The following is a 20,449-nucleotide window of genomic DNA, read 5'->3' as shown; positions in this document are numbered from 1 at the left end:
TTGATATTAAAGGTTCAGGTAGTCCTAAAGATTGAACGATGTTAGTTGCTACATCTATGAAAAAGTAGAGTATTAATACCAATATCAAATAAATTTAGTAGTCAGGCAAGCAAATATTTAGCGATTGATATTAAAGGTTCAGGTAGTCCTAAAGATTGAACGATGTTAGTTGCTACATCCCTTCAATTGTTATAAGGTAGACGAGCAAAATTATTACTTTTTTCCCACTACCAAGGTTAACAAATAGAATATTCATATAATGAGGGATCGATCAAATTATTGGATTGAAATTTAAGACAGCAAAACCTTTTATCCTCTGTACTCTTCTATTTTTTTGCCTATTTCCTCCTGACTCGTTTGATAATTATTTATAACTGTAAATAGGATATTAATATGTTGATTGAAAATGAACTTCTAGAAATAGAAACTGCTCCAGGAATAGAAATATACAATATTACTCCCCAAGTTATTGATGTCTTAACTAAGACTGGCATAAATGATGGTCAGGTAATTGTATTTTCTAGACACACAACTACTGCTTTAGCTATTAACGAAAATGAGGAAAGATTAATTGAAGACCTGAAAGTTTACTTGAGAAAGTTAGCGCCGGAGTCTGATAAGTATCTCCATAATGATTTACATTTGCGAGATGTTCCTCCCGATGAACCAATTAATGCTCATTCTCATCTAATGGCAATGACTCTAAATAATAGTGAAGTAATACCAGTTGTGTCGGGAAAATTGGCTTTAGGAACTTGGCAGTCGATATTATTTTTTGAATTAGACGGACCTCGAAAAAGAAATGTATTAGTGCAAGTTACTGGTAGATAAGATTTAGTTGTCTCATTTTAGGGAGTAGGGAAAATTCTTGTTCTTGATTTAATTTTCCTCTTTTGGAATTCGTATTACTCTCAGATAAGATACCTGGTAAATTAAAATTTCAGAGTAAAATTTTTCCTGAGACAACCTAACCATAACTTAGGAGTTATCAATTTAGACAGGTAAATTTTCCTACTCAATATTTTGGTTGAATAATTTTACTAAATAGTGTGGAGAGACAGCAGTTTATTTCTGGGAAAAATAGCTGGAGGAAAATTAGATAATACTGGCAAGTGCTGATTTCTGAGTCGAGGAGTTTGAGTATATATGAGCGCACCTTTCCCATTATACTTATAATATCATGTCAAATTTTTTCAGTCAAGCTATTTTTCTGATTTATCCTTCAATTTAATCTTTGCTTAGTTGCCGTAATCGAAAATTGGAAAACTTTCGATGATTCTCAATTGTCTCAATCGAATGAAGTGGCAAAAAAAGAAAAAGTCAACTACTAATTTCGACCGACAAAATTATCTCAGAAAACAGCGCTCAGAAACAAAGCACTATCCTGAAGCGAGTAAATTTTGCAGATGGGAAAAATCACATCGGTCAGTAGAGACAAAACAGTTTATTTCTGGGAAAAATAGCTAGAGGAAAATTAGATAATACTGGCAAGTGCTGATTTCTGAGTCGAGGAGTTTGAGTATATATGAGCGCACCTTTCCCATTATACTTATAATATCATGTCAAATTTTTTCAGTCAAGCTATTTTTCTGACTACCACCAAAATCTTACAAATAAATTAGGATTTCTATATAAACATGATAAAATTTTTCCCGACATAACCATCAACAAAAAAATAGGCAATTAACACCTAATAAAAAGATAAATTATTAATTTTTACTGCTGCTTTATTAGCAGTAAATCGGAAATAAAAAGGGTAAAAATGTTAACGTTAGATATTTTTTGCACAGTTAAATGGTTAAATAATTCCATCAAAATTCCCTGGTAAAATACGCTAGCTTAACCAGGGAATATAACTGCAACTATTGTACAGTATAACCACCGTCTATTGTGAGGGAATGACCTGTAATAAAACTAGCTGCATCGGAACATAACCAAACAACAGCATTAGCTACTTCTTCTGGTTTGCCAATACGACCAATAGGGTGTGCTGCTGCTATTTGTGCTTTAGCTTCACCATCATCATCCTGGCTAAAACCACGGTCAACCATATCTGTTTGAATTACACCAGGACAAACACTATTAATTCTAATATCTGCTGTTGCTTGTTCCAAAGCAACAGCTTTTGTTAACCCTATTACACCATGTTTACTAGCACTGTAAATTGAACCATTAGGAAAACCAATTAATCCCGCTATAGAAGCATTATTTACTATTGCTCCCCCACCATTTTTTAACATTTCTGGAATTTGATATTTCATTGATAACCAAACTCCTTTAAGATTGGTATTAATAACCTGATTCCAATTTTCTTCAGTTTGTTCAATACTAGGTCCTAGTATCCCTTCTGTACCTGCATTATTGAAGGCGTAATCTAAACGATTATAAGTATTAATTGTTTGATTAACTAAATTTTCAACTTCAGTGGCTTGAGTAATATCTGTTTTGATAAATATAGCTTCACTGCCAATTTCTTTAATCATTGCCACTGTTTCTTGACCTTCTTTTTCCATGCGATCGCCAATAACTACTTTGGCTCCTTTCTTAGCAAAAGCTATAGCAGTAGCTCTACCAATACCAGAACTTCCTCCCGTGATTAAGGCAACTTTTCCTTCAAATTCTTTCATTTTCTGATTAATTTCCAATTAATTTCCAAACTGTTGTTTTTCTATTTGAGCAATATCTTTCATAGAATTTTGTAACCACTCTTGAATACCAGGTTCCCATCCCTGTTTAAATTCAGTAGTTAACCAAATATCTACAATTTCTTGAGCAACTAGGGGAGTAGTCACAAACCCACCTAGAGTTAGGACATTAGAATTATTAATTGATCGTGATTTTTCAGCAGCAAAACTATTCTCACAGACTGCTGCATAAATATGAGGATACTTGTTAGCAATAATAGCCATTCCCATACCAGTTCCACATACCAGTATTCCACGTTCTACTTGTTGAGTTCCTACCATTTGTGAGACTTGACCAGCTACCTGATAATAAGGTGTTTCTTGAGTAGAATTATTGACACCAATATCTTCTACTTCTATACCTTTGTTTTGTAGGTGCTGCTTGACCGCTTCCTTAAGATCGAATCCATAAGGGTCTGCTCCAATTGCTATTTTCATACTGGGTTTTTCTCCTGTTTAAGCTGTAATAAACATCTCGGAAAATTAATCTCAAAGCTTTAGTAATTCCTAGTAAAACTTAGTTATTGGAAATGTTTAATACTAATGTCTACACACATAAATTTTTTTATGATCATATACTAGCTTACTTAATAAATTTAGTCACAGCAAGAATTTCACTTCTTTACCTCGCCAATCCGACGGCTCCTCTACCTGACTCCTGTACGGGCGATTTCCTAAGGTCATGCTCCTAATTACGCGAATTGCCCCTACCACCAAAATATTACAACTTAAATAGGATTGCTATATATGATAATATCCAAGATTAATATTACCATTTATCTAATATTTTAATTATGACACAAAAAATTATCCTCAAATATATTGATAGCTCAATCAAAGCAGTTAATTGGTTAGAGTCTAAAATCAATGATGATGGTAGTTATTCTCTGGAAATTCAGGATTTAGCTTGTTATTATAAGTCTCCTTATCTGTTTTATATATCTGGGAAAATAGAGCTTGCTAATAGAATATTGAATTATATAAAAAATCATTTTTTAAGAGTAAATGGTGATTTAACAACTCAGGAAAATTATAAAAGTGAAAATCCTGCTTTTGCTGAATATTGGGCTTATATTAATGGTTGGATTGCTATAGCTGCTCAGAAAATGGGAAGGTTTGATGTTTCTTATCCTGTTTATCAATATCTAACGTCATTTTATCATCCAGAATTAGGCGGTTTTACAACTAACAAACCTTTTGAAAAAGGTGAAAATGTTGTAGATGTTTTGACTACTGCTCATTTAGGATTAACTTGTTTATATTTTGGGGATCTGGAAAGAGCAAAAAAGGCTGGAAAATTGTTAGATAAATTTATCAATATTCAGTCAGATATTAAATCTGGATTTTATTTACCGAATAATTAAGGTATAAAGCCAACTAGATCAAGAGAAACAATGAATTTATTTTCCTTTTATTCAATCCAATCCGTTTTAGGGAGAGGTAATTATCAATTATCCATTATCAATTATCAATTATTGAAGGATGAATGATGAGGAAAAACTAATACTTGATTTTTCAGAGGATGTATCTTTATTTTTTCAGGTCAGTGCAAATCAACCAAATCAAGCCTATTTTATGATTGGATATCCTCTAGCTTTTTTGGCTAATCTCTACAAAAGCACTGGGGATAATTTTTACCTAAATACTGCCCAAAAATATCTAGATTTTGCTTTGAGTTGCCATTAAAATATCCGCTCATTTTATTTTGGTCATAAGGTGGCGTGGGGTGCTGCTATAATTGCTAATCTAACAGGAGAAATAAAAGCAACTGAATTATCAAAAAGTATTGCAGATAATTTGTTAAGTATTCAGACTGAAACAGGAGCTTGGTTAACCGAAAAACCAGCTTATTCTTATGTTGACCAAACCGCAGAAATTGCTATATGGTTGAGAGAGATAGCTACAGAAATAATTGTGGTTTAAAGCCTCCCCTTGGATAGGGGAAAAAAAGAAATGATATTTCCCAATCTTCAATCAAGAGCGGTTTTAACCTTCTTGTAATTATCAATTATCCATTATCAATTATCAATTAATGAACTCTTAACCTTTCTTGTCGCCCCTCCACGTAATTCAATAGTTTAGCAACTACCAAAAAATACAAATCATACCTAAAATTAGCAACGCCAAATTTTTAAGTTATGAGTAGGGAGTGAAATAGAGACAATACAGGAAAAAGAAAGATTGAAAAATACTCTACTACTCCCTTACCTTTAAGATTAGAATCAGAAGATTAATTCGGTTAGATTGCCATGTTAGGTGACACTAACTTTTGCATTCTGTGAAGCTCCTGAAAATAAATTGGCGAGGCTGAAGATTTTGCTATTGCATTTCCCAAAAAATGATGATAGTATCTAACTATAAGGCTTAACTCGCCTATATGCATGATTTTTTATTCAACAAAAAATGGTATTGTTTCGAGCGCGATAGAACTTCGTTCCGCTTCGCGACCGCAAATATTAATGTCAAAGATACCAAATGGGTTTTGTGGTCCCGCTGAAAAGTCGTCATTGCAATAATGAGCAGCAATCTCCCGCTACCTCTGAGATTGCTTCCTTCCACTCCGTTCCAGTCGCTGCGGACTTACAATAACTAAATTATCTGGATTTAATATAAAATCTTACCTTTAACTTCCATAAATAAAATAGTATAGCGATCGCTATTACTACTAGGAAATTTTCGCTCCTCTCAAATTTAGTCCGTGCTGCCAATTTAACTTCTGACTTCTGACTTCTGATTTCTGACTTAATTTTCCCCTAATTAATTTTGCCAATGTCCTACTCTGTCCAAACACTCTCAAAATCTGTCGTAGCTGAACCTGGGTCATCTTACAAAAATCTTCCCCCAGAGTCGCAAGAGTGGGTAGAAGTCTTAGTTGATGTCCCTTTCCAAACTTCAACAGATGATACTGAAGAGGAGGAAAAATTGTTTACCTACAAAATACCTCCAGATATGCAGATTCAACCAGGAGATATTTTAGTAGTACCATTTGGCAAACAACAAGTAGGAGCGATCGCTATCCGCAAAACTTCCCAACTTCCAGAAGGTTTAACTAGCGATCGCCTCAAAAATGTATCAGACATTATTACCAGAGGTTTTTTCCCTGCAACTTATTGGCAACTTCTGGAAAAAGTCGCCACCTATTATCAAACACCACTTATTAAAGTTATTCGTACTGCTCTACCACCAGGGTTACTCAAACGGAGTCAACGACGCATCCGCATCATCGAAACAGCAATACCAAAAGGTGGAGAAATTTTCCTCAATGCTAATGCTCAAAAAATTCTGGAAATTCTACAAAACTCCAAAACCAAAGACTACACCTGGCAATACATTCAACGTCAAGTCAAAAGTGCAAATAGAGGATTAAAAGATTTACTAGACCGAGGTTGGGTAGAAAGTTATCTCGAACCCCCTTCCCCACCAAAACCAAAACTCAGACAAGCAGTCACTCTAGTTGCTCAAACTCCAACCAAAGACTTAACCCCGCGTCAAAAAGAAGTTATGGAAGTGTTGCGCAAAAGTGGTGGTGAAATGTGGTTAACAGAATTACTGAACACTTGCCAAACTACAACTTCTGTGGTAAAGAAACTAGAAGAAAAAGGCTATGCTGTCATTCAGGAACAAGAAGTATTACGACGAGAACAAGGTAGAGGCGATACCAGAGACGAAATCAAAATACTTACACCCTACCAAACAGAAGCATTAACAACTATTACCAAGATTCAAGAATTTGCTCAAATATTACTGCATGGAGTTACAGGTTCGGGAAAAACAGAAGTATATTTACAAGCGATCGCTCCCATCCTCCAAAATGGAAAATCTGCTCTCGTACTCGTTCCCGAAATAGGTCTAACCCCGCAACTTACCGACAGGTTTCGCGCTCGTTTTGGCAAAAAAGTCTATGTTTACCATAGCGCTTTATCTGCGGGAGAACGTTATGATACCTGGCGTAACATGACCTGGGGTATTCCGCAAATTATCATCGGTACTCGTTCCGCAATATTCGCCCCACTGCCAAAATTAGGTTTAATTGTTTTAGACGAAGAACACGATAACAGTTTCAAACAAGACCGCCCCGCACCCTGTTATCACGCTCGCACCGTAGCGAAATGGCGAGCAGAATTAGAAAACTGCCCATTAATATTAGGTTCGGCAACTCCCGCTTTAGAAAGTTGGTTGGAAACAAGAACGCAGAAACCCAGTTTATCTGAAAAAAATGATAGTTTGAACGACCGGGAAAATGAACCCGGTTTCTTAGCCGATGAAAATGTTTCCCTGACGCAGAAACCTAGTTTATCTGAAAAAAATGATAGTTTGAACGATCAGGAAAATGAACCCGGTTTCTTAGCTGATGAAAATGTTTCCCTGACACAGAAACAGAAACCGGGTTTATCTGAAAAAATTGATGATTTAAACAAAGGGGATAATAAACCCGGTTTCTTGAGTGTTTCCCCAAAACCCAACACCTACTACCTCTCATTACCCGAACGCATCCACTCCCGACCGATGCCACCCGTAGAAATAGTAGATATGCGCCAACAACTGCGACAGGGAAACCGGACAATGTTTAGCTATCCTCTCCAGGAAGCATTGCAACAACTACAGGAAACAAAACAACAAGGAATTTTATTCATTCACCGTCGCGGTCACAGTACATTTGTGTCTTGTCGTAGTTGCGGTCATGTCATGGAATGCCCTCATTGCGACATTTCACTTTCCTATCATTACACCCACGAAGGTGCAACTCCACTATTGCGTTGTCATTACTGCAACTATACCCAACCACAACCCCAACGTTGTCCCGAATGTGATTCTCCTTTCTTCAAATTTTTTGGTAGTGGTACTCAAAAAGTAGCCCAGGAGTTAACCAGACAATTTCCCGACTTACGATTTATTAGATATGATAGCGACACAACTCGCAAAAAAGATGCTCACCGAAATTTGTTAAATCAATTTGCTAACGGGGAAGCAGATTTATTGATCGGTACCCAGATGTTGACAAAAGGTTTAGATTTAGCACAGGTGACATTAGTAGGAGTCGTATCCGCTGATGGGTTGCTGCATTTTTCAGATTATCGCGCCAATGAACGTGCTTTTCAAACATTGCTGCAAGTAGCAGGCCGTGCAGGTCGTGGAGATAACCCAGGGCGAGTCATTATTCAGACCTATACTCCAGAACATCCTGTGATTCAAGCGGTGCAACGTCATGATTATCAGTCTTTTGTAGAAACAGAATTACAGGCGAGAGCTGAGTTGCGATATCCTCCTCACGGGCGGTTGATTTTATTGCGTCTGAGTAGTTATGATCCGACCGAGGTAGCGGTGACTGCTCAACAGTTAGCAAGTGTATTGATGGAAAAAGCGGAAGAGGGAAAATATGATCTATTAGGTCCTGCACCCGCTCCTATTGCCAGAGTAGCAAATCGTTATCGGTGGCAGATTTTGTTAAAATTATTGTCTGGATGTGATGATGTACCCGATCTAACTAAGTTGAGTAATATTTGTCGCCCTGGCGTCAGTTTGACTGTGGATGTCGATCCGATGAATTTGTGATCAATTTAGTTCAGTGGGGAACTTAGGGGAAGACACGGATTTTGCCACGGATACACCGATGGTAGTTAAAAAGTCTAAGAGTCTAATTTTTCAGATTATCAAGGGGTATGGACTTGGAGACCAAACCCCTACGGTTATTCAGACTCTAAAAAAAGAGCCACTATTTTCCCACAATACCAATCTAATCTCAGAATATAACAACTTTTTCTAATTGTCAAGGTGCGATCGCTACTTTTATTACCAAAAATTACTCCAGGAATTTCAATATGTGTTATATTACACTTATGAATAAAAAGACGTTGCATTCAACGTCTCTACAGAGCAGGAAGCAGGGAGAAAAATTTATAATTTCTATCTGTTCCCTATTCCCTATTCCCTATTCCTTATTCCCTAAAATTATCAAAAAATGAGTCCTGAAGAGTATCTCGAATGGGAAGCAAAACAGGAACACAGAGTTGATGATGTGGGAGTTGAGGTGGCAGACTATTTGTTGGGTCAAGGTGTCAATCCTGCTACTACCACTCTCATTGGTTTCAGTTTAGGTGCTCATGTAGTGGGTGAAACAGGTGAAGAACTTCGTGAACGTAGTGGCGCAGTCGATCTTCTTATTGGCCTCGATCCAGCACGTTTCGGCTTTGAAATATTGGGTATCCCTCAGCCTAAAGAAATAGACGATCGCCTAGATCCAAGTGATGCGGACAGAGTTGTTGCTCTCCATACTGGCCGTGAAATTGGATACAACGGCGAATTAGCTGACTTAGATTTATACATTAACTGGGATGATCGATTACAACCAGGTTCCTCTGGTCCTATAGGTAATCACAGATACGCTCACGATTTGTATATCGATCTATTAGATGGAGCCACATTCCCGCAAAATAACAATACTAGTTTGCCAAACGATACTTTCTCACTCGATACTATTATGCATCGTGATACTATTATGGATCGTAAGATAACAGGTAGATTAGAGATAGATACTTAGGAGGGATGGTTTTTCTAATCAACGCAATAACAACTATAGCGTTAGCTATGCTTGGCCTTAAAAACTAACAACTTTTGACGACGACAATGGATACAGGAGTGGTTCAGCTTACCTATTTGACACTACTACTGGCAATTTGCTCCATAAATTTACTGCACCCGACAGTTCTGCATCCGACCGCTTCGGATGGTCAGTAGCTCTAAGCGATAACACAGCCCTCATTGGTTCTGTAGGAGACAACGACAAAGGAACTAACAGTGGTTCAGCCTACCTGTTTACCACTAACACTAACACTAAATCAACACCAGAACCATCATCGCTCTTAGGAATAGTAGGCACAGTAGCGATCGCCACCTTATCCTGAAAGCAGCAGCAGAAAAAATAACAATAAATATTTCTCACAGCAAATTTATCAAGCAAAGAATTCAACCTCTGAATCTTTGCTTGATTTTTTTTGAGAATTCTAATTATCCTGCTAATTAACCAGCTTTTCAAACATTTAGCGATCGCCAACCATATATCTATTATCTGATATCTCTCATTGAACTAATTGAGAAAAATTTGACAATGACTCAAGATTGAACATTTTTTTCTACCGAACCCGAGCGGATTTGATATTACAAAAACTCCGCGATACTACTTAAAAGTAGAGCTTTTGTACCGCCTGTTGCCTCTTGCTTAAATAAAAATCTATTGTATCAGGACTTACGCATCCGAACAAGAAACCAGGTTTATTGCCCTGATTATTATTTTTCCGGTTTCTGGGTAAGTCCTAATGTATTTAATATATAGATGATATTATAGATGGAAAATACAACTAAACACAAAGTGTAATATTTTCAGTAAAAACTCGTACATAGAAACAAACTAAAAATATGGTAGACGTATTCTTTAATAATTGGGATAATAGCGGGTTCAATAATTCCCGGCCTATAGACACAAGCGATCCTACTTATGTAATCGTACATGGTTACCAAAGTACAGGTGGAAATCCAGATAATAACTTCACGCCTCAAGCTTGGATGTCAGAAATGGCAGAAAATATACGAGATTTAGAAGGCAATGATGCTAACATTTTGGTAGTAGATTGGGAAGATGGCGCTGATACTCTCAATTATCCTGCTGCTGCTGGTAGAGTTGATGATGTGGGAGTTGAAGTAGCCAACTATTTATTGGGTCAAGGAATTAATCCCGGCGATACCACACTTATTGGTCACAGTTTAGGTGCTCATGTGATGGGTGAAGCAGGAGAAGAACTTCGTGAACGTAGTGGCGAAGTCGATCTGCTTATTGGTCTCGATCCAGCAGGTCCTGAGTTTGAAGGAGGTTGGTTCTCTAGTGCCAACCCTACAGACGATCGCCTAGATCCAAGCGATGCAGATAGAGTTGTTGCTTTCCATACTAGCAGCACATTAGGATACGACGATCCATTAGGTGACTTTGATGTATACGTTAACTGGGATGATTGGTTTCAACCAGGTTCCTGGAATTTTGCAGATAACCACAGCTACGCTCACACATTGTATAACGATTTATTAGAAGGAAACCAATTCCCGCAAAACAATGGTACTATATTCTCACTATCAACTGTTCAAAATGATAGCATAACAGGTTCAAAATCAGTCGATACTTTCGCAGTATAACCTGATCGGTTAAGGTGATGCTATAAGAAATAATAGGCATCTTTGCGATCGCCACCTTATCCCGAAAGAAGCAGCAAAAAAAATAACAATAAACATTTCTCATAGCTAATTTATCAAGCAAAGAATTCAGTCTCTAAATCTTTGCTTGATTTTTTTGGTAGTTACACCACTTTTCAGATTGATGACCATTTTTGCATTCAGAATTCAAAGTTCAAAAATTTTAGAGATTTTTACTATCCAAATATTTCGGTGCGTTTCGCGGGGCGACATGAAAAGCGTTTCGGCTAAGAGCCAACATGAATGTGCAGCATTCCGCAGGAAAGCGAAACACACCCTACTGGACTGATAACTAAGTTTTTCTAGAAGCGGGGGAGGCGATCGCTTTAGAAAGTATTGAATTTCAATGTCATATCAAACTTTTGTATGAAGCAGTAACATCAGTCTAGTCATTGCGACTGGAACGGAGTGGAAGGTTTGCGCAGCATTCCCTCAATCTCAGAGGTGCCCGGAGATTGCTTCCTATCGTCGCAATGACGACTGTTCAGCCTGATTCTATATAACATTAGCCTAGTCATTGCGACGGTCACTGCGTGGAGGGAAGCAATCTCAGGAAATCCTTTATACTACTTAAATTTAAAGTTTTGGTAAAGATTTGGTATAACCTATTGCCTCTTGCTTAAATAAAATGTTATGGTAACTTTACAGTTGTGTAGATAACTGAAAAAAATTATCAAAACTAGAAAAAGTTATAATTCCTGGCTTTTTTAGCCAGCAATAGCTAGTGCCTACATAGCAAAAGTTTGTAGGATTTTTGAAGTCATAAAGTGACAATTCTAATTCTATAGACATAACTAAACGCCTGAGCAAAACCATAAAAAACAAAGATAATTGAGAACTAACTAGATATGCACAATCAAAAACCAGCAGTTAAGAGTCAAGCAACTAACCTAAAAACAATTGGTAAAAGATCCTGCTTTCCCCTATTTGTACTCCTCGCTTTTACAGATCCCGCTAACGCTGTCGATCTAAAACTTACCGCACCTGACGGTGATGCATCTGACCTGTTTGGAGGTTCAGTAGCTCTAAGCGATAACACAGCCCTGATTGGTTCTAGAGAAGACGACGACAATGGAGAGTCGAGTGGTTCAGCCTACTTATTTGACACTACTACTGGCAGCTTTCTCCAGAAATTTATCGCACCCGACGGTTCTCAAGGAGATAACTTCGGATTCTCAGTAGCTCTAAGCGATAACACAGCTATTATAGGTGCATGGAAAGACAACGACAATGGAGAGTCGAGTGGTTCAGCCTACTTATTTGACACTACTACTGGCAGCTTTCTCCAGAAATTTATCGCACCCGACGGTTGGCCATATGACCAGTTTGGATATTCAGTAGCTCTAAGCGATAACACAGCCCTGATTGGTTCTAGAGAAGACGACGACAATGGAGAGTCGAGTGGTTCAGCCTACTTATTTGACACTACTACTGGCAGCTTTCTCCAGAAATTTATCGCACCCGACGGTTGGCCATATGACCAGTTTGGATATTCAGTAGCTCTAAGCGATAACACAGCCCTGATTGGTTCTAGAGAAGACGACGACAATGGAGAGTCGAGTGGTTCAGCCTACTTATTTGACACTACTACTGGCAGCTTTCTCCAGAAATTTATCGCACCCGACGGTTGGCCATATGACCAGTTTGGATATTCAGTAGCTCTAAGCGATAACACAGCCCTGATTGGTTCTAGAGAAGACGACGACAATGGAGAGTCGAGTGGTTCAGCCTACTTATTTGACACTACTACTGGCAGCTTTCTCCAGAAATTTATCGCACCCGACGGTTGGCCATATGACCAGTTTGGATATTCAGTAGCTCTAAGCGATAACACAGCCCTGATTGGTTCTAGAGAAGACGACGACAATGGAGAGTCGAGTGGTTCAGCCTACTTATTTGACACTACTACTGGCAGCTTTCTCCAGAAATTTATCGCACCCGACGGTTGGCCATATGACCAGTTTGGATATTCAGTAGCTCTAAGCGATAACACAGCCCTGATTGGTTCTAGAGAAGACGACGACAATGGAGAGTCGAGTGGTTCAGCCTACTTATTTGACACTACTACTGGCAGCTTTCTCCAGAAATTTATCGCACCCGACGGTTCTGAAGTGGATAACTTCGGAATCTCAGTAGCTCTAAGCCACAATACAGCCGTGATAGGTGCATGGGGAGACGACGACAAGGGATTCAACAGTGGTTCAGCCTACCTGTTTACCACTAACACTAACACTAACACTAAATCAACACCAGAACCATCATCGCTCTTAGGAATACTAGGCACAGTAGCGATCGCCGCCTTATCCCGAAAGAAGCAGCAGAAAAAATAACAATAAACATTTCTCATAACAAATTTATCAAGCAAAGAAATTAGCCTCAAAATCTTTGCTTGATTTTTTTTGAGAATTCTAATTATCCTGCCAATGAACCAGCTTTTCAAACACTTAGCGATCGCCAACCATATATCTATTAGATGATGTCAAGCTATTCAACACCACTTTCATATTTTCAAAAAGCTGAAAAATCTCTCCTATATCTATTCCGTGAAATAATTGCTTGAAATTATAGTATTGCAACACTAATTAAGATTCTGCTTGAATCTTTTCTATTGCTTTCTCAACTTTCTGTGCTTCTTCCATTTTTCCTTGTTCTTTTAATAAGTCTCTAGCTTTAGTCAGAGATACTACTGCTTCAGGTCGTTTATTTTCTAAATACAAAGCTACCCCTAATTGATAATGAAGCACTGCTAGCTCTGGTCTGAGGCGAACAGCATTTTCAAATTGGGATATTGCTTCCGACAAATTATTTTGATTGGCCAAAAGACTGCCTAGGTTAGCATAAGCTTCTGCAAATTCTGAGTCAAGTTCAATAGCTTTGCGAAATGCTGTTTCTGCTGATTCGAGGTCTCCTTCTTTGTAGAGTTTAACCCCCCGCTCAAATTCTGCTTTAGCTTCTTGGTTGAGAACAATAACTGTGGTGTTAGTTGATTGAATTTGTTTAGGGGTTGGTTGAAAAGAAGAAGCGTTAGCTGGAGTAGTGCTGAGTATGCTCAGTATTGCAGTTATGGCCAATAAACCGTACTTAGATTTTTTATAAAACATTTTTGAGAATTTTAGTAGTAATGCTTACTGATTCAGCATACTACCTATTTTCTAATTTGAGCATCTCTTGAGAAATAAATCTCTATAGCAGTCAAGTTATTTAAGCTTTTCACTCTGTTTTTTCAGCAGTTATTTACTATCAGAAATTTGTTCAAAATGAGCATCTTGACTCTTGACTTTTATCTAAGATTTATTTAGAAGCAAGAATAATGTTTGGTATTTGCTATTTTTATATCTGTGGTGCAAGGAAAATCATGGCAGTTTTGTCAAACATTTGTTATATTTTTTAACATAATGCGGTGCTGGTCATAACTGATTATCAGACTTCCTAAAAAGATTAGGCGATCGCTAAGTCCAGTAATACATATCTGGATTTATTCGGTATCTACCATTTTTCTCAAATATTGCTACATATCATATCTCAAGAATCAAATAATATAATCTTAATTTAAGATAATCCAGTGTAGCTTAAGTTTATGGAATTGGTATTAATTTTTTATATCTAGATTTACTGCTCCAACTAGGAAGTATGGTCAGTAGGTAATTGTTGGTATTAAAGGAGTTAAACTATGGAGCAACCTATGGAACTGCCACTAGAAAAGCAATTTAGCGTTCGGTCTTTTGAGACTCAGGTGCGACAAATGAATTTACAACAAGCTCAAGAATGCTTAGTTGAACTATATCAACAAATGTTGGTAAGGGAAACTCTTTACCAACAATTTTTAAAGCATAATTGGGGATTAGAATCTAATCCTGATTTTGATTAAGTACAGAAATTTTCCTAGGGGCGACCTCCTTCTCTGACTCTATTTCATAAGTTTTAAATAGATTTGGGGATGATGGGGCGTCAAGTAATTTTTCAAATATCATAAACTTTGTAGGCAAATATAGCCCATTAATTGATTCAAAGAATTTTATAACTTTTAGTAAGATTAACTACTCTAGCTGACGCTCTATAGTTGCTTCCATAGCACTAATCAAAGAAGGACCTGTTAAAATCCCACTACTGGAGTAATATCGATCTTTATCTAAGCGGAGTAAAGTTTCAAAACCACTACGACGTTGGCGGTCATTTCCCAGTACCCAATAGCGCTGAATAATTGAATCAATACCAAGCCATCCTTCTCCTTCCACTTTTCCTAGTTCGCTGTGTTGTAGAAGAAAGGTATAGCGTCGTTCGTCACTGTCAAGACGCCCTTTATACTGTAAACTAATCTCCTCACGGTCTTGACTAGGAAATATTAGCTTTGTTTCCATAGAGAACCAATCTGTACGATCCCATGTCACGATAGTTGTACCCTTGACAGTAATCAACATTCCGTTACGTTCTAGCCAATTTCCTGCAATCATCCATTGGCCTGATTCTAATATAAATGTATGAACCACAGTCCTATTCCTATACTGCTAATACTAGATCGATCAAATTTACGGCTTGGATACCCAACCATTACCATTAGGTTAGGTGGGGAGGAAAGCTGCCGTTACAGCCCATTGTCTCTAGCCAACTAAAAGGATACAGACTTGGGGAAAATCTGTAGGGTTGTTGGGCCTACCACAGTTTGTAGGCTCAGATTACTTTTTCCCCAGAGGGCTTCAACAACTGTTTAGACTTGGAACTCACTTTGCAGTGGTCTTGGTAGAAGCTCAACTAAAGTATTAGGGACTTCTAAATCAAAAAATATGCCTTTATACTAAACCTAGGAACCAGTTATCAGACAGTCTGGGTACTTTATCCATATAGCAATCTAGTGGGTTGACAAAAATGATATTTTGTGTATCCAAGACACCAATTTGCCAGAAGCTCAGATAATTATAGTAAAAGTCCAACGCCCTCAACCCTTAGCCGGAAAAGGTAGGCAAATTGATTTACCAAGTATAGTGCTAGCACTATATGTGTATTTTAGACTATCTAGAGGACTTGTGTGCAAAAATTAGGATTAGGAAAAATGCCTAGGAATATTCTCTAGTGACTAAATGTAAATTTAGTCACTCTAAACCATTTTTTGATTAGCAAAAGATATCAAGGCCAACATACTTGACTTTTGTTCTCAAATAAGGCCAATTACATTTGTAATATCCATCCCCTGGTTGATAATTATCCAGACCTACCTTTTAGTAATTAAAGGTATGTGTCAAACAATATCCTTGCATATTACATATTTACAGCCTATTTTAAGATGGTGAGGTACAGTTTAAAATTAATCTCTTTTTCCTGTTCCCTGTTGTCTGTTCCCTGTTGCCTAAAATCTAAGAATTTTGCTAAGAATTTTGTACCTCCAAGACCCCAAAATGCTGTAAGATTTTCTCAGAATAATGGAAACCCATCATTTAAAAATTGACAAACCACTACTGTTTGATGCTCATAACTGCATCCAACAATAAATCAGCACCAAAACGCACAGGGTCTGTACAAGGTAAACCAGTTTCTGTTTCTACTTGAGCGATCGCTTTCTTAGCAGCTACTTCATCTAAATGAAAAGTATTCATGGCAATACCTCTAACTCGTGCTGGCTCCATAGCACCACCTACACCAGCTACCATTTCGTACAACTGAACCACTATTGGTAAGGGCGGAATCAATATCTGGGGATGATTGCGGATATGAGTTTGATGGGCACGATGCACCAATATCAAATCAGTAGGTTGGGTACCGCGCAATAGTGGGAGAGTTGCAGTAGAGCCTGGATGCAATAGGGAACCTTGCCCTTCAACAATAAGCAAGTCATGGGTATTGCCAAACTGCATAATCATTTGTTCGACTGCTCCAGCAGCAAAGTCAACCCGTACTGCATCCAACGCAATACCATCGCCAGCAATCATCAAACCCGCTTGTCCTGTGGCCAGAAATTTAGGGTTGAGACCTCGGTGTTGAGCAGTTGCATTTAGTTCTAAACTGGTAGACATTTTGCCGATCGCCATGTCTGTCCCCACTGTTAAAACCCGCTGACAAGAAAGTGTTCTAGCTTTCCCACTCCCAATAGTTAATCCTTGAGGTTCCTGACGGACATCCCATATCCATTGCGTATGTCGTAATAGTGGTAGAATATCGGGATGATTAGCGAGTGGGGTATGTAAACCGTTGACTACTGATAATCCAGAGGCAACTGCTGCTTTGATTTCTTCAAACCATTCGTTAGGTAAAGCACCACCAGAAGGAGCAATACCAATGACTAATATCTCTGGATGAAAGGCGATCGCTTCAGCAACGGAAGCAACTATAGGGATATCACGGTGAATTTTAGTAAATTCGGGCAATGATTTTCCAGCAGATTGGCGATCGATAACTGCAACTATTTCTGCTTGACTGTAACGTAATAGTGATAAGCCTGTTTTCCCATGTGCACCATGGATGCCATCGTGTAGCAAAATTGCTATTTTACCATTTTGGATTTTTGATTGTGGATTTTCTGTAGTCATAATTTTCTCAAGAAAAAATTCTATTTGGTGATTTAACTAATTAACTATTAATAAGAGGGTTCCCCATTTCAATTCTAGATTTTAAGAAAAACAGAAAAAGTAATTTAAAACTTAATACTTACAGACAAATTTTAATTTGTAAGGCAGGTTACAATCTTTCTCCCTAAAAGTTCAGATATGATATAAAATCCAGTAGTATCGGTATTTTCTGATATCTCATACAAACCTGGTTTATCAATATCTTTCTAGTAGAAATTATATTGATTAAAAGCCATCGAATTTAACATGATTTATTACCGAATAATTAAGGTTTAAAGCCTCTCATAATCAAGGATAAACAATGAATTTATTTTCCTTTTATTCAATCCTCTCCCTAAAAGGAAGAGGTAATTATCCATTATCAATTATCAATTATTGAACCTAGCTTTAGAAGTGACTTTAATTTAAGAAAAACGATATACCATTTCTGAAGTAGTTAAATTTAGCTATTATCTAATTTTCCTCTGAAAATCTCTCTTTAGGGTTTCTTGATGAGTATATTTGTTAAAAATAATTTCTAACTGGACAATAAGAAAATATTAATTCTATTCCTACTAAAACCTAATGGAATTTATCTGATACAATTTATCAAGCATTAATGCATAATTTGAAAACTCATCTATACTTTGAGATTTTTCTTGAAACCCTAACAAAAGACTAGCTACCACCTAAAAGATTATTTCAGGAGAATATAGCAAACTTGTTAATATTTGGTATTATTCCTCAACCTGATATCCCAACTCAGCTAACTGAATGCGAGACTGTCGCCATTTAGGTTGTACTTTCACAAATAGTTCCAAATAGACTTTACCTGCAATCAACTTTTGAATTTGTTGACGTGCTGCACTGCCAATAGCTTTTAACATATTCCCACTTTTGCCAATAATAATTCCTTTTTGAGATGACCGTTCAACATTGATAGTGGCAAGAATACGAGTAATAGTTGGTTCTTCATCTACTTTGTCAATAGCGATCGCTACTGAGTGGGGTACTTCCTCACGAGTCAACAATAATATTTGCTCCCGGATCAATTCTCCCATAATAAAGCGTTCTGGTTGGTCTGTTACTAAGTCAGGAGGATAATAATAAGGTCCAGTTTCTAGATGTTTAATCAACAAATTCTGTAGTGTTTCTATTCCTTCTCCTGTGAGAGCAGAAAATTTGATTATTTCCCAGGGGTGAGGATCGAGCAATTGATAATAACTAGCTTCTATTTCCTGATAATTTTCAGGTTGTAGGTCTAACTTATTCATACCTATAATCACAGGTATTTCAGTTTTGTGAAGTAAATCTATAATATAGCGATCGCCTCCACCTGCTATTACTGACCCATCTACTACCAACAAGACTACATCAACAGATTGAATTGCGATTTTAGCATTTTTAACTAATACTTTTCCTAGTTGGTGGTGAGGTTTATGAATACCTGGAGTATCAACAAAAATCATCTGCGCTGCTTCTGTGGTCAAAATACCACGCAGACGATTACGAGTAGTTTGAGCAATTGGGGAAGTAATAGCAATTTTTTGCCCTACCAGTTGATTCATTACAGTAGATTTTCCAACATTAGGCCGTCCTATTATACCAACAAATCCTGATTTATATCCCGTAGGTGCTAGAGGAATAATTGTACTTGTGGAAAATTCCATTTTTGTATTTTTTAACTTTTATTTCCAAAATAACAGCTTATCAAGTCAAAATGCTTTATTAGGAAACGACTAACTACTGAAGTTAAATAAAAAGCAAGAACCAAGCTAATTTAATATATATCAAGGGTCGAAAGCCTTTACAAAACATTTAATAGTAGTTTGCCTATAATCAAGGTAATTGACAAGTTCATTAACCCTAAATCTCCCACACTATAATAGTGGAATAAATTAGCAAAGTTTTCATAGTCTATTACATAGATTTTAATATAGGAGAAGGGACAACAATAGTGTAGCAAAGCAAGAATATCGATTGATAGATACTATACATTTTTCTGAAAGTTATAAGAATATTATCAGAATACAAATAAAGTATGTAGTTTCCTCTGATTCTGGAGTAATTCGTCTATAAGTAGGATATAAACTTTACTCCTTACATTAAGGAAATTAGTGTAGGACAAAGCTGGATAATTAACAGACCCTTAAAAATATATAGTCTAATTTTACGCTTTGTTTGACTTTTTCACCAGTTACTTTTTTATTTTTACTAAATTAAGCTAGGTGATAAAAATTATTAAAAGCAGAAAGTTTAGAAAGCTGTTAAAATTTCTAAACTAACTGATTAGTTGAAATCCGATCTAATGAAGCTAGGAGAAGAAAATGAAGAAATTTTCTACATTATTAGGAAGTTTGTGTACGCTGGTGATTGCAAATATGCCTCTATCAGCTTTGGCAATACCATCTGATTTCGACTATAAGTCTGGGCCAGAAGAATATCATCCATTACCAGACCTTTCTATTCCTTACAGAACTTTACCCAGAAAATTTGATTTTCCAATTATTACTGAGATTGATGTTGATGACAGTATTCGTACTGATAGCCCAATAACTGATGCTTTTGTTAACAATTTACCTTCTATTCCCACTGGAATTACCCTAGATGAGCTGTTGCGGTACAGAGCTGAGTATACTGCTGCCATCGAAGCTTGGGGAGAAGAAGTTACAGAGTGTCTCAACCAAAAACCCCTACTACTCAGAGTTAGCACAGGCAACCCAGTTATTATTAATGGAGAAGAAGGCACAATAGTTCTTAATGCAAATAATCGCGCTGTTTGTAGATAGATAGATAGATAAATTTCAGATAAGCAACTTTCCTCTTTTTGAGTTATTCAAAAAGAGGGTTTTTCTTTTAAAAAGAAAGAAAGATTGTTTCTAGAGTATTGAAACAATCTTTCTTTATAAATTTTTTATTTTTTTGTAATAAATCAAAGAAACGTTGAAGGCTGCATAGTAGAGAAGTCAAAGGTTGAAATGGAGGTCAAGC

The 20,449-nt window shown here is 37.1% G+C and carries 19 protein-coding genes; 11 read left to right on the top strand and 8 right to left on the bottom strand.

What is annotated here, in order from left to right:
* Positions 1-393: 393 nt before the first annotated feature.
* The gene (locus tag ACP6PK_RS28280; RefSeq protein WP_426564698.1) at positions 394-831 is read left to right on the top strand and encodes a secondary thiamine-phosphate synthase enzyme YjbQ; all 438 of its coding nucleotides are present in this window, start codon (positions 394-396) and stop codon (positions 829-831) included.
* 1,031 nt (positions 832-1,862) lie between these two features.
* Here ACP6PK_RS28280 and ACP6PK_RS28275 read toward each other — a convergent pair.
* Together ACP6PK_RS28275 and ACP6PK_RS28270 are read right to left on the bottom strand one after the other, a co-directional pair.
* Complete coding sequence (locus ACP6PK_RS28275; RefSeq protein ID WP_426564696.1) at positions 1,863-2,627, bottom strand: SDR family oxidoreductase; 765 nt, start codon at positions 2,625-2,627, stop codon at positions 1,863-1,865.
* Positions 2,628-2,645: 18 nt separating this feature from the next.
* Positions 2,646-3,122, bottom strand: coding sequence for an RpiB/LacA/LacB family sugar-phosphate isomerase (locus ACP6PK_RS28270; protein ID WP_426564694.1), 477 nt, complete (start codon positions 3,120-3,122; stop codon positions 2,646-2,648).
* Between the two features lie 356 nt (positions 3,123-3,478).
* On the opposite strand from ACP6PK_RS28270, the gene ACP6PK_RS28265 reads away from it, so the two are divergent.
* The 4 genes from ACP6PK_RS28265 (at position 3,479) to priA (ending at position 8,237) form a co-directional block, all read left to right on the top strand.
* Positions 3,479-4,048 (top strand): hypothetical protein, encoded by a 570-nt coding sequence (locus ACP6PK_RS28265; protein WP_426564692.1) that lies wholly within the window; start codon positions 3,479-3,481, stop codon positions 4,046-4,048.
* A gap of 118 nt (positions 4,049-4,166) precedes the next feature.
* Entirely contained in the window at positions 4,167-4,370 is a 204-nt protein-coding gene (locus ACP6PK_RS28260; protein ID WP_426564690.1) for a hypothetical protein, read from the top strand.
* A gap of 30 nt (positions 4,371-4,400) precedes the next feature.
* On the top strand, positions 4,401-4,607 hold the full coding sequence (locus tag ACP6PK_RS28255; protein WP_426564688.1) for a hypothetical protein: 207 nt from the start codon (positions 4,401-4,403) through the stop codon (positions 4,605-4,607).
* Between the two features lie 846 nt (positions 4,608-5,453).
* Positions 5,454-8,237 (top strand): primosomal protein N', encoded by a 2,784-nt coding sequence (gene priA / locus ACP6PK_RS28250; protein ID WP_426564686.1) that lies wholly within the window; start codon positions 5,454-5,456, stop codon positions 8,235-8,237.
* Positions 8,238-8,371: 134 nt separating this feature from the next.
* On the opposite strand, the gene ACP6PK_RS28245 is transcribed toward priA, so the two are convergent.
* A complete protein-coding gene (locus tag ACP6PK_RS28245; RefSeq protein WP_426564684.1) occupies positions 8,372-8,542 on the bottom strand; it encodes a hypothetical protein in 171 nt (56 codons plus the stop codon).
* A 101-nt stretch (positions 8,543-8,643) separates the two neighbouring features.
* On the opposite strand from ACP6PK_RS28245, the gene ACP6PK_RS28240 reads away from it, so the two are divergent.
* The 4 genes from ACP6PK_RS28240 (at position 8,644) to ACP6PK_RS28225 (ending at position 13,252) form a co-directional block, all read left to right on the top strand.
* The gene (locus ACP6PK_RS28240; protein WP_426564682.1) at positions 8,644-9,222 is read left to right on the top strand and encodes an alpha/beta hydrolase family protein; all 579 of its coding nucleotides are present in this window, start codon (positions 8,644-8,646) and stop codon (positions 9,220-9,222) included.
* Between the two features lie 136 nt (positions 9,223-9,358).
* On the top strand, positions 9,359-9,586 hold the full coding sequence (locus ACP6PK_RS28235; RefSeq protein ID WP_426564680.1) for an FG-GAP repeat protein: 228 nt from the start codon (positions 9,359-9,361) through the stop codon (positions 9,584-9,586).
* A gap of 511 nt (positions 9,587-10,097) precedes the next feature.
* Entirely contained in the window at positions 10,098-10,865 is a 768-nt protein-coding gene (locus ACP6PK_RS28230) for an alpha/beta fold hydrolase (RefSeq protein ID WP_426564678.1), read from the top strand.
* Between the two features lie 905 nt (positions 10,866-11,770).
* Complete coding sequence (locus ACP6PK_RS28225; RefSeq protein ID WP_426564676.1) at positions 11,771-13,252, top strand: WD40 repeat domain-containing protein; 1,482 nt, start codon at positions 11,771-11,773, stop codon at positions 13,250-13,252.
* A 114-nt stretch (positions 13,253-13,366) separates the two neighbouring features.
* On the opposite strand, the gene ACP6PK_RS28220 is transcribed toward ACP6PK_RS28225, so the two are convergent.
* Positions 13,367-13,501 (bottom strand): hypothetical protein, encoded by a 135-nt coding sequence (locus ACP6PK_RS28220; protein WP_256386526.1) that lies wholly within the window; start codon positions 13,499-13,501, stop codon positions 13,367-13,369.
* Positions 13,502-13,504: 3 nt separating this feature from the next.
* On the bottom strand, positions 13,505-14,023 hold the full coding sequence (locus ACP6PK_RS28215) for a tetratricopeptide repeat protein (protein WP_426564674.1): 519 nt from the start codon (positions 14,021-14,023) through the stop codon (positions 13,505-13,507).
* A gap of 569 nt (positions 14,024-14,592) precedes the next feature.
* Between ACP6PK_RS28215 and ACP6PK_RS28210 the strand changes: the two genes are divergently transcribed.
* On the top strand, positions 14,593-14,790 hold the full coding sequence (locus ACP6PK_RS28210) for an NblA/ycf18 family protein (RefSeq protein ID WP_094672513.1): 198 nt from the start codon (positions 14,593-14,595) through the stop codon (positions 14,788-14,790).
* A gap of 169 nt (positions 14,791-14,959) precedes the next feature.
* Here the strand turns inward: ACP6PK_RS28210 and ACP6PK_RS28205 are convergent, their stop codons facing one another.
* The 3 genes from ACP6PK_RS28205 to era all read right to left on the bottom strand — a co-directional run bounded on the left by ACP6PK_RS28205 (position 14,960) and on the right by era (position 19,128).
* Positions 14,960-15,409: a hypothetical protein gene (locus ACP6PK_RS28205; RefSeq protein ID WP_094672514.1), complete on the bottom strand. Its 450-nt coding sequence runs from the start codon at positions 15,407-15,409 to the stop codon at positions 14,960-14,962.
* A 960-nt stretch (positions 15,410-16,369) separates the two neighbouring features.
* Positions 16,370-17,440, bottom strand: coding sequence for an N-acetyltransferase DgcN family protein (locus ACP6PK_RS28200; RefSeq protein WP_426564672.1), 1,071 nt, complete (start codon positions 17,438-17,440; stop codon positions 16,370-16,372).
* A gap of 755 nt (positions 17,441-18,195) precedes the next feature.
* Complete coding sequence (gene era, locus ACP6PK_RS28195) at positions 18,196-19,128, bottom strand: GTPase Era (protein WP_426564670.1); 933 nt, start codon at positions 19,126-19,128, stop codon at positions 18,196-18,198.
* Between the two features lie 657 nt (positions 19,129-19,785).
* On the opposite strand from era, the gene ACP6PK_RS28190 reads away from it, so the two are divergent.
* Positions 19,786-20,247 carry a hypothetical protein gene (locus tag ACP6PK_RS28190; protein WP_426564668.1) on the top strand — a complete coding sequence of 154 codons (462 nt, stop codon included), beginning with the start codon at positions 19,786-19,788 and terminating at the stop codon, positions 20,245-20,247.
* Positions 20,248-20,449 lie beyond the last annotated feature (202 nt).

Origin of the sequence: Dapis hubbardiae BLCC-M172, assembly GCF_050016015.1 — a bacterium.
Lineage (GTDB): Bacteria > Cyanobacteriota > Cyanobacteriia > Cyanobacteriales > Microcoleaceae > Trichodesmium.
The sequence above is the reverse complement of the archived record's forward strand: the minus strand, read 5'-3'. Positions and strand labels throughout refer to the sequence as shown.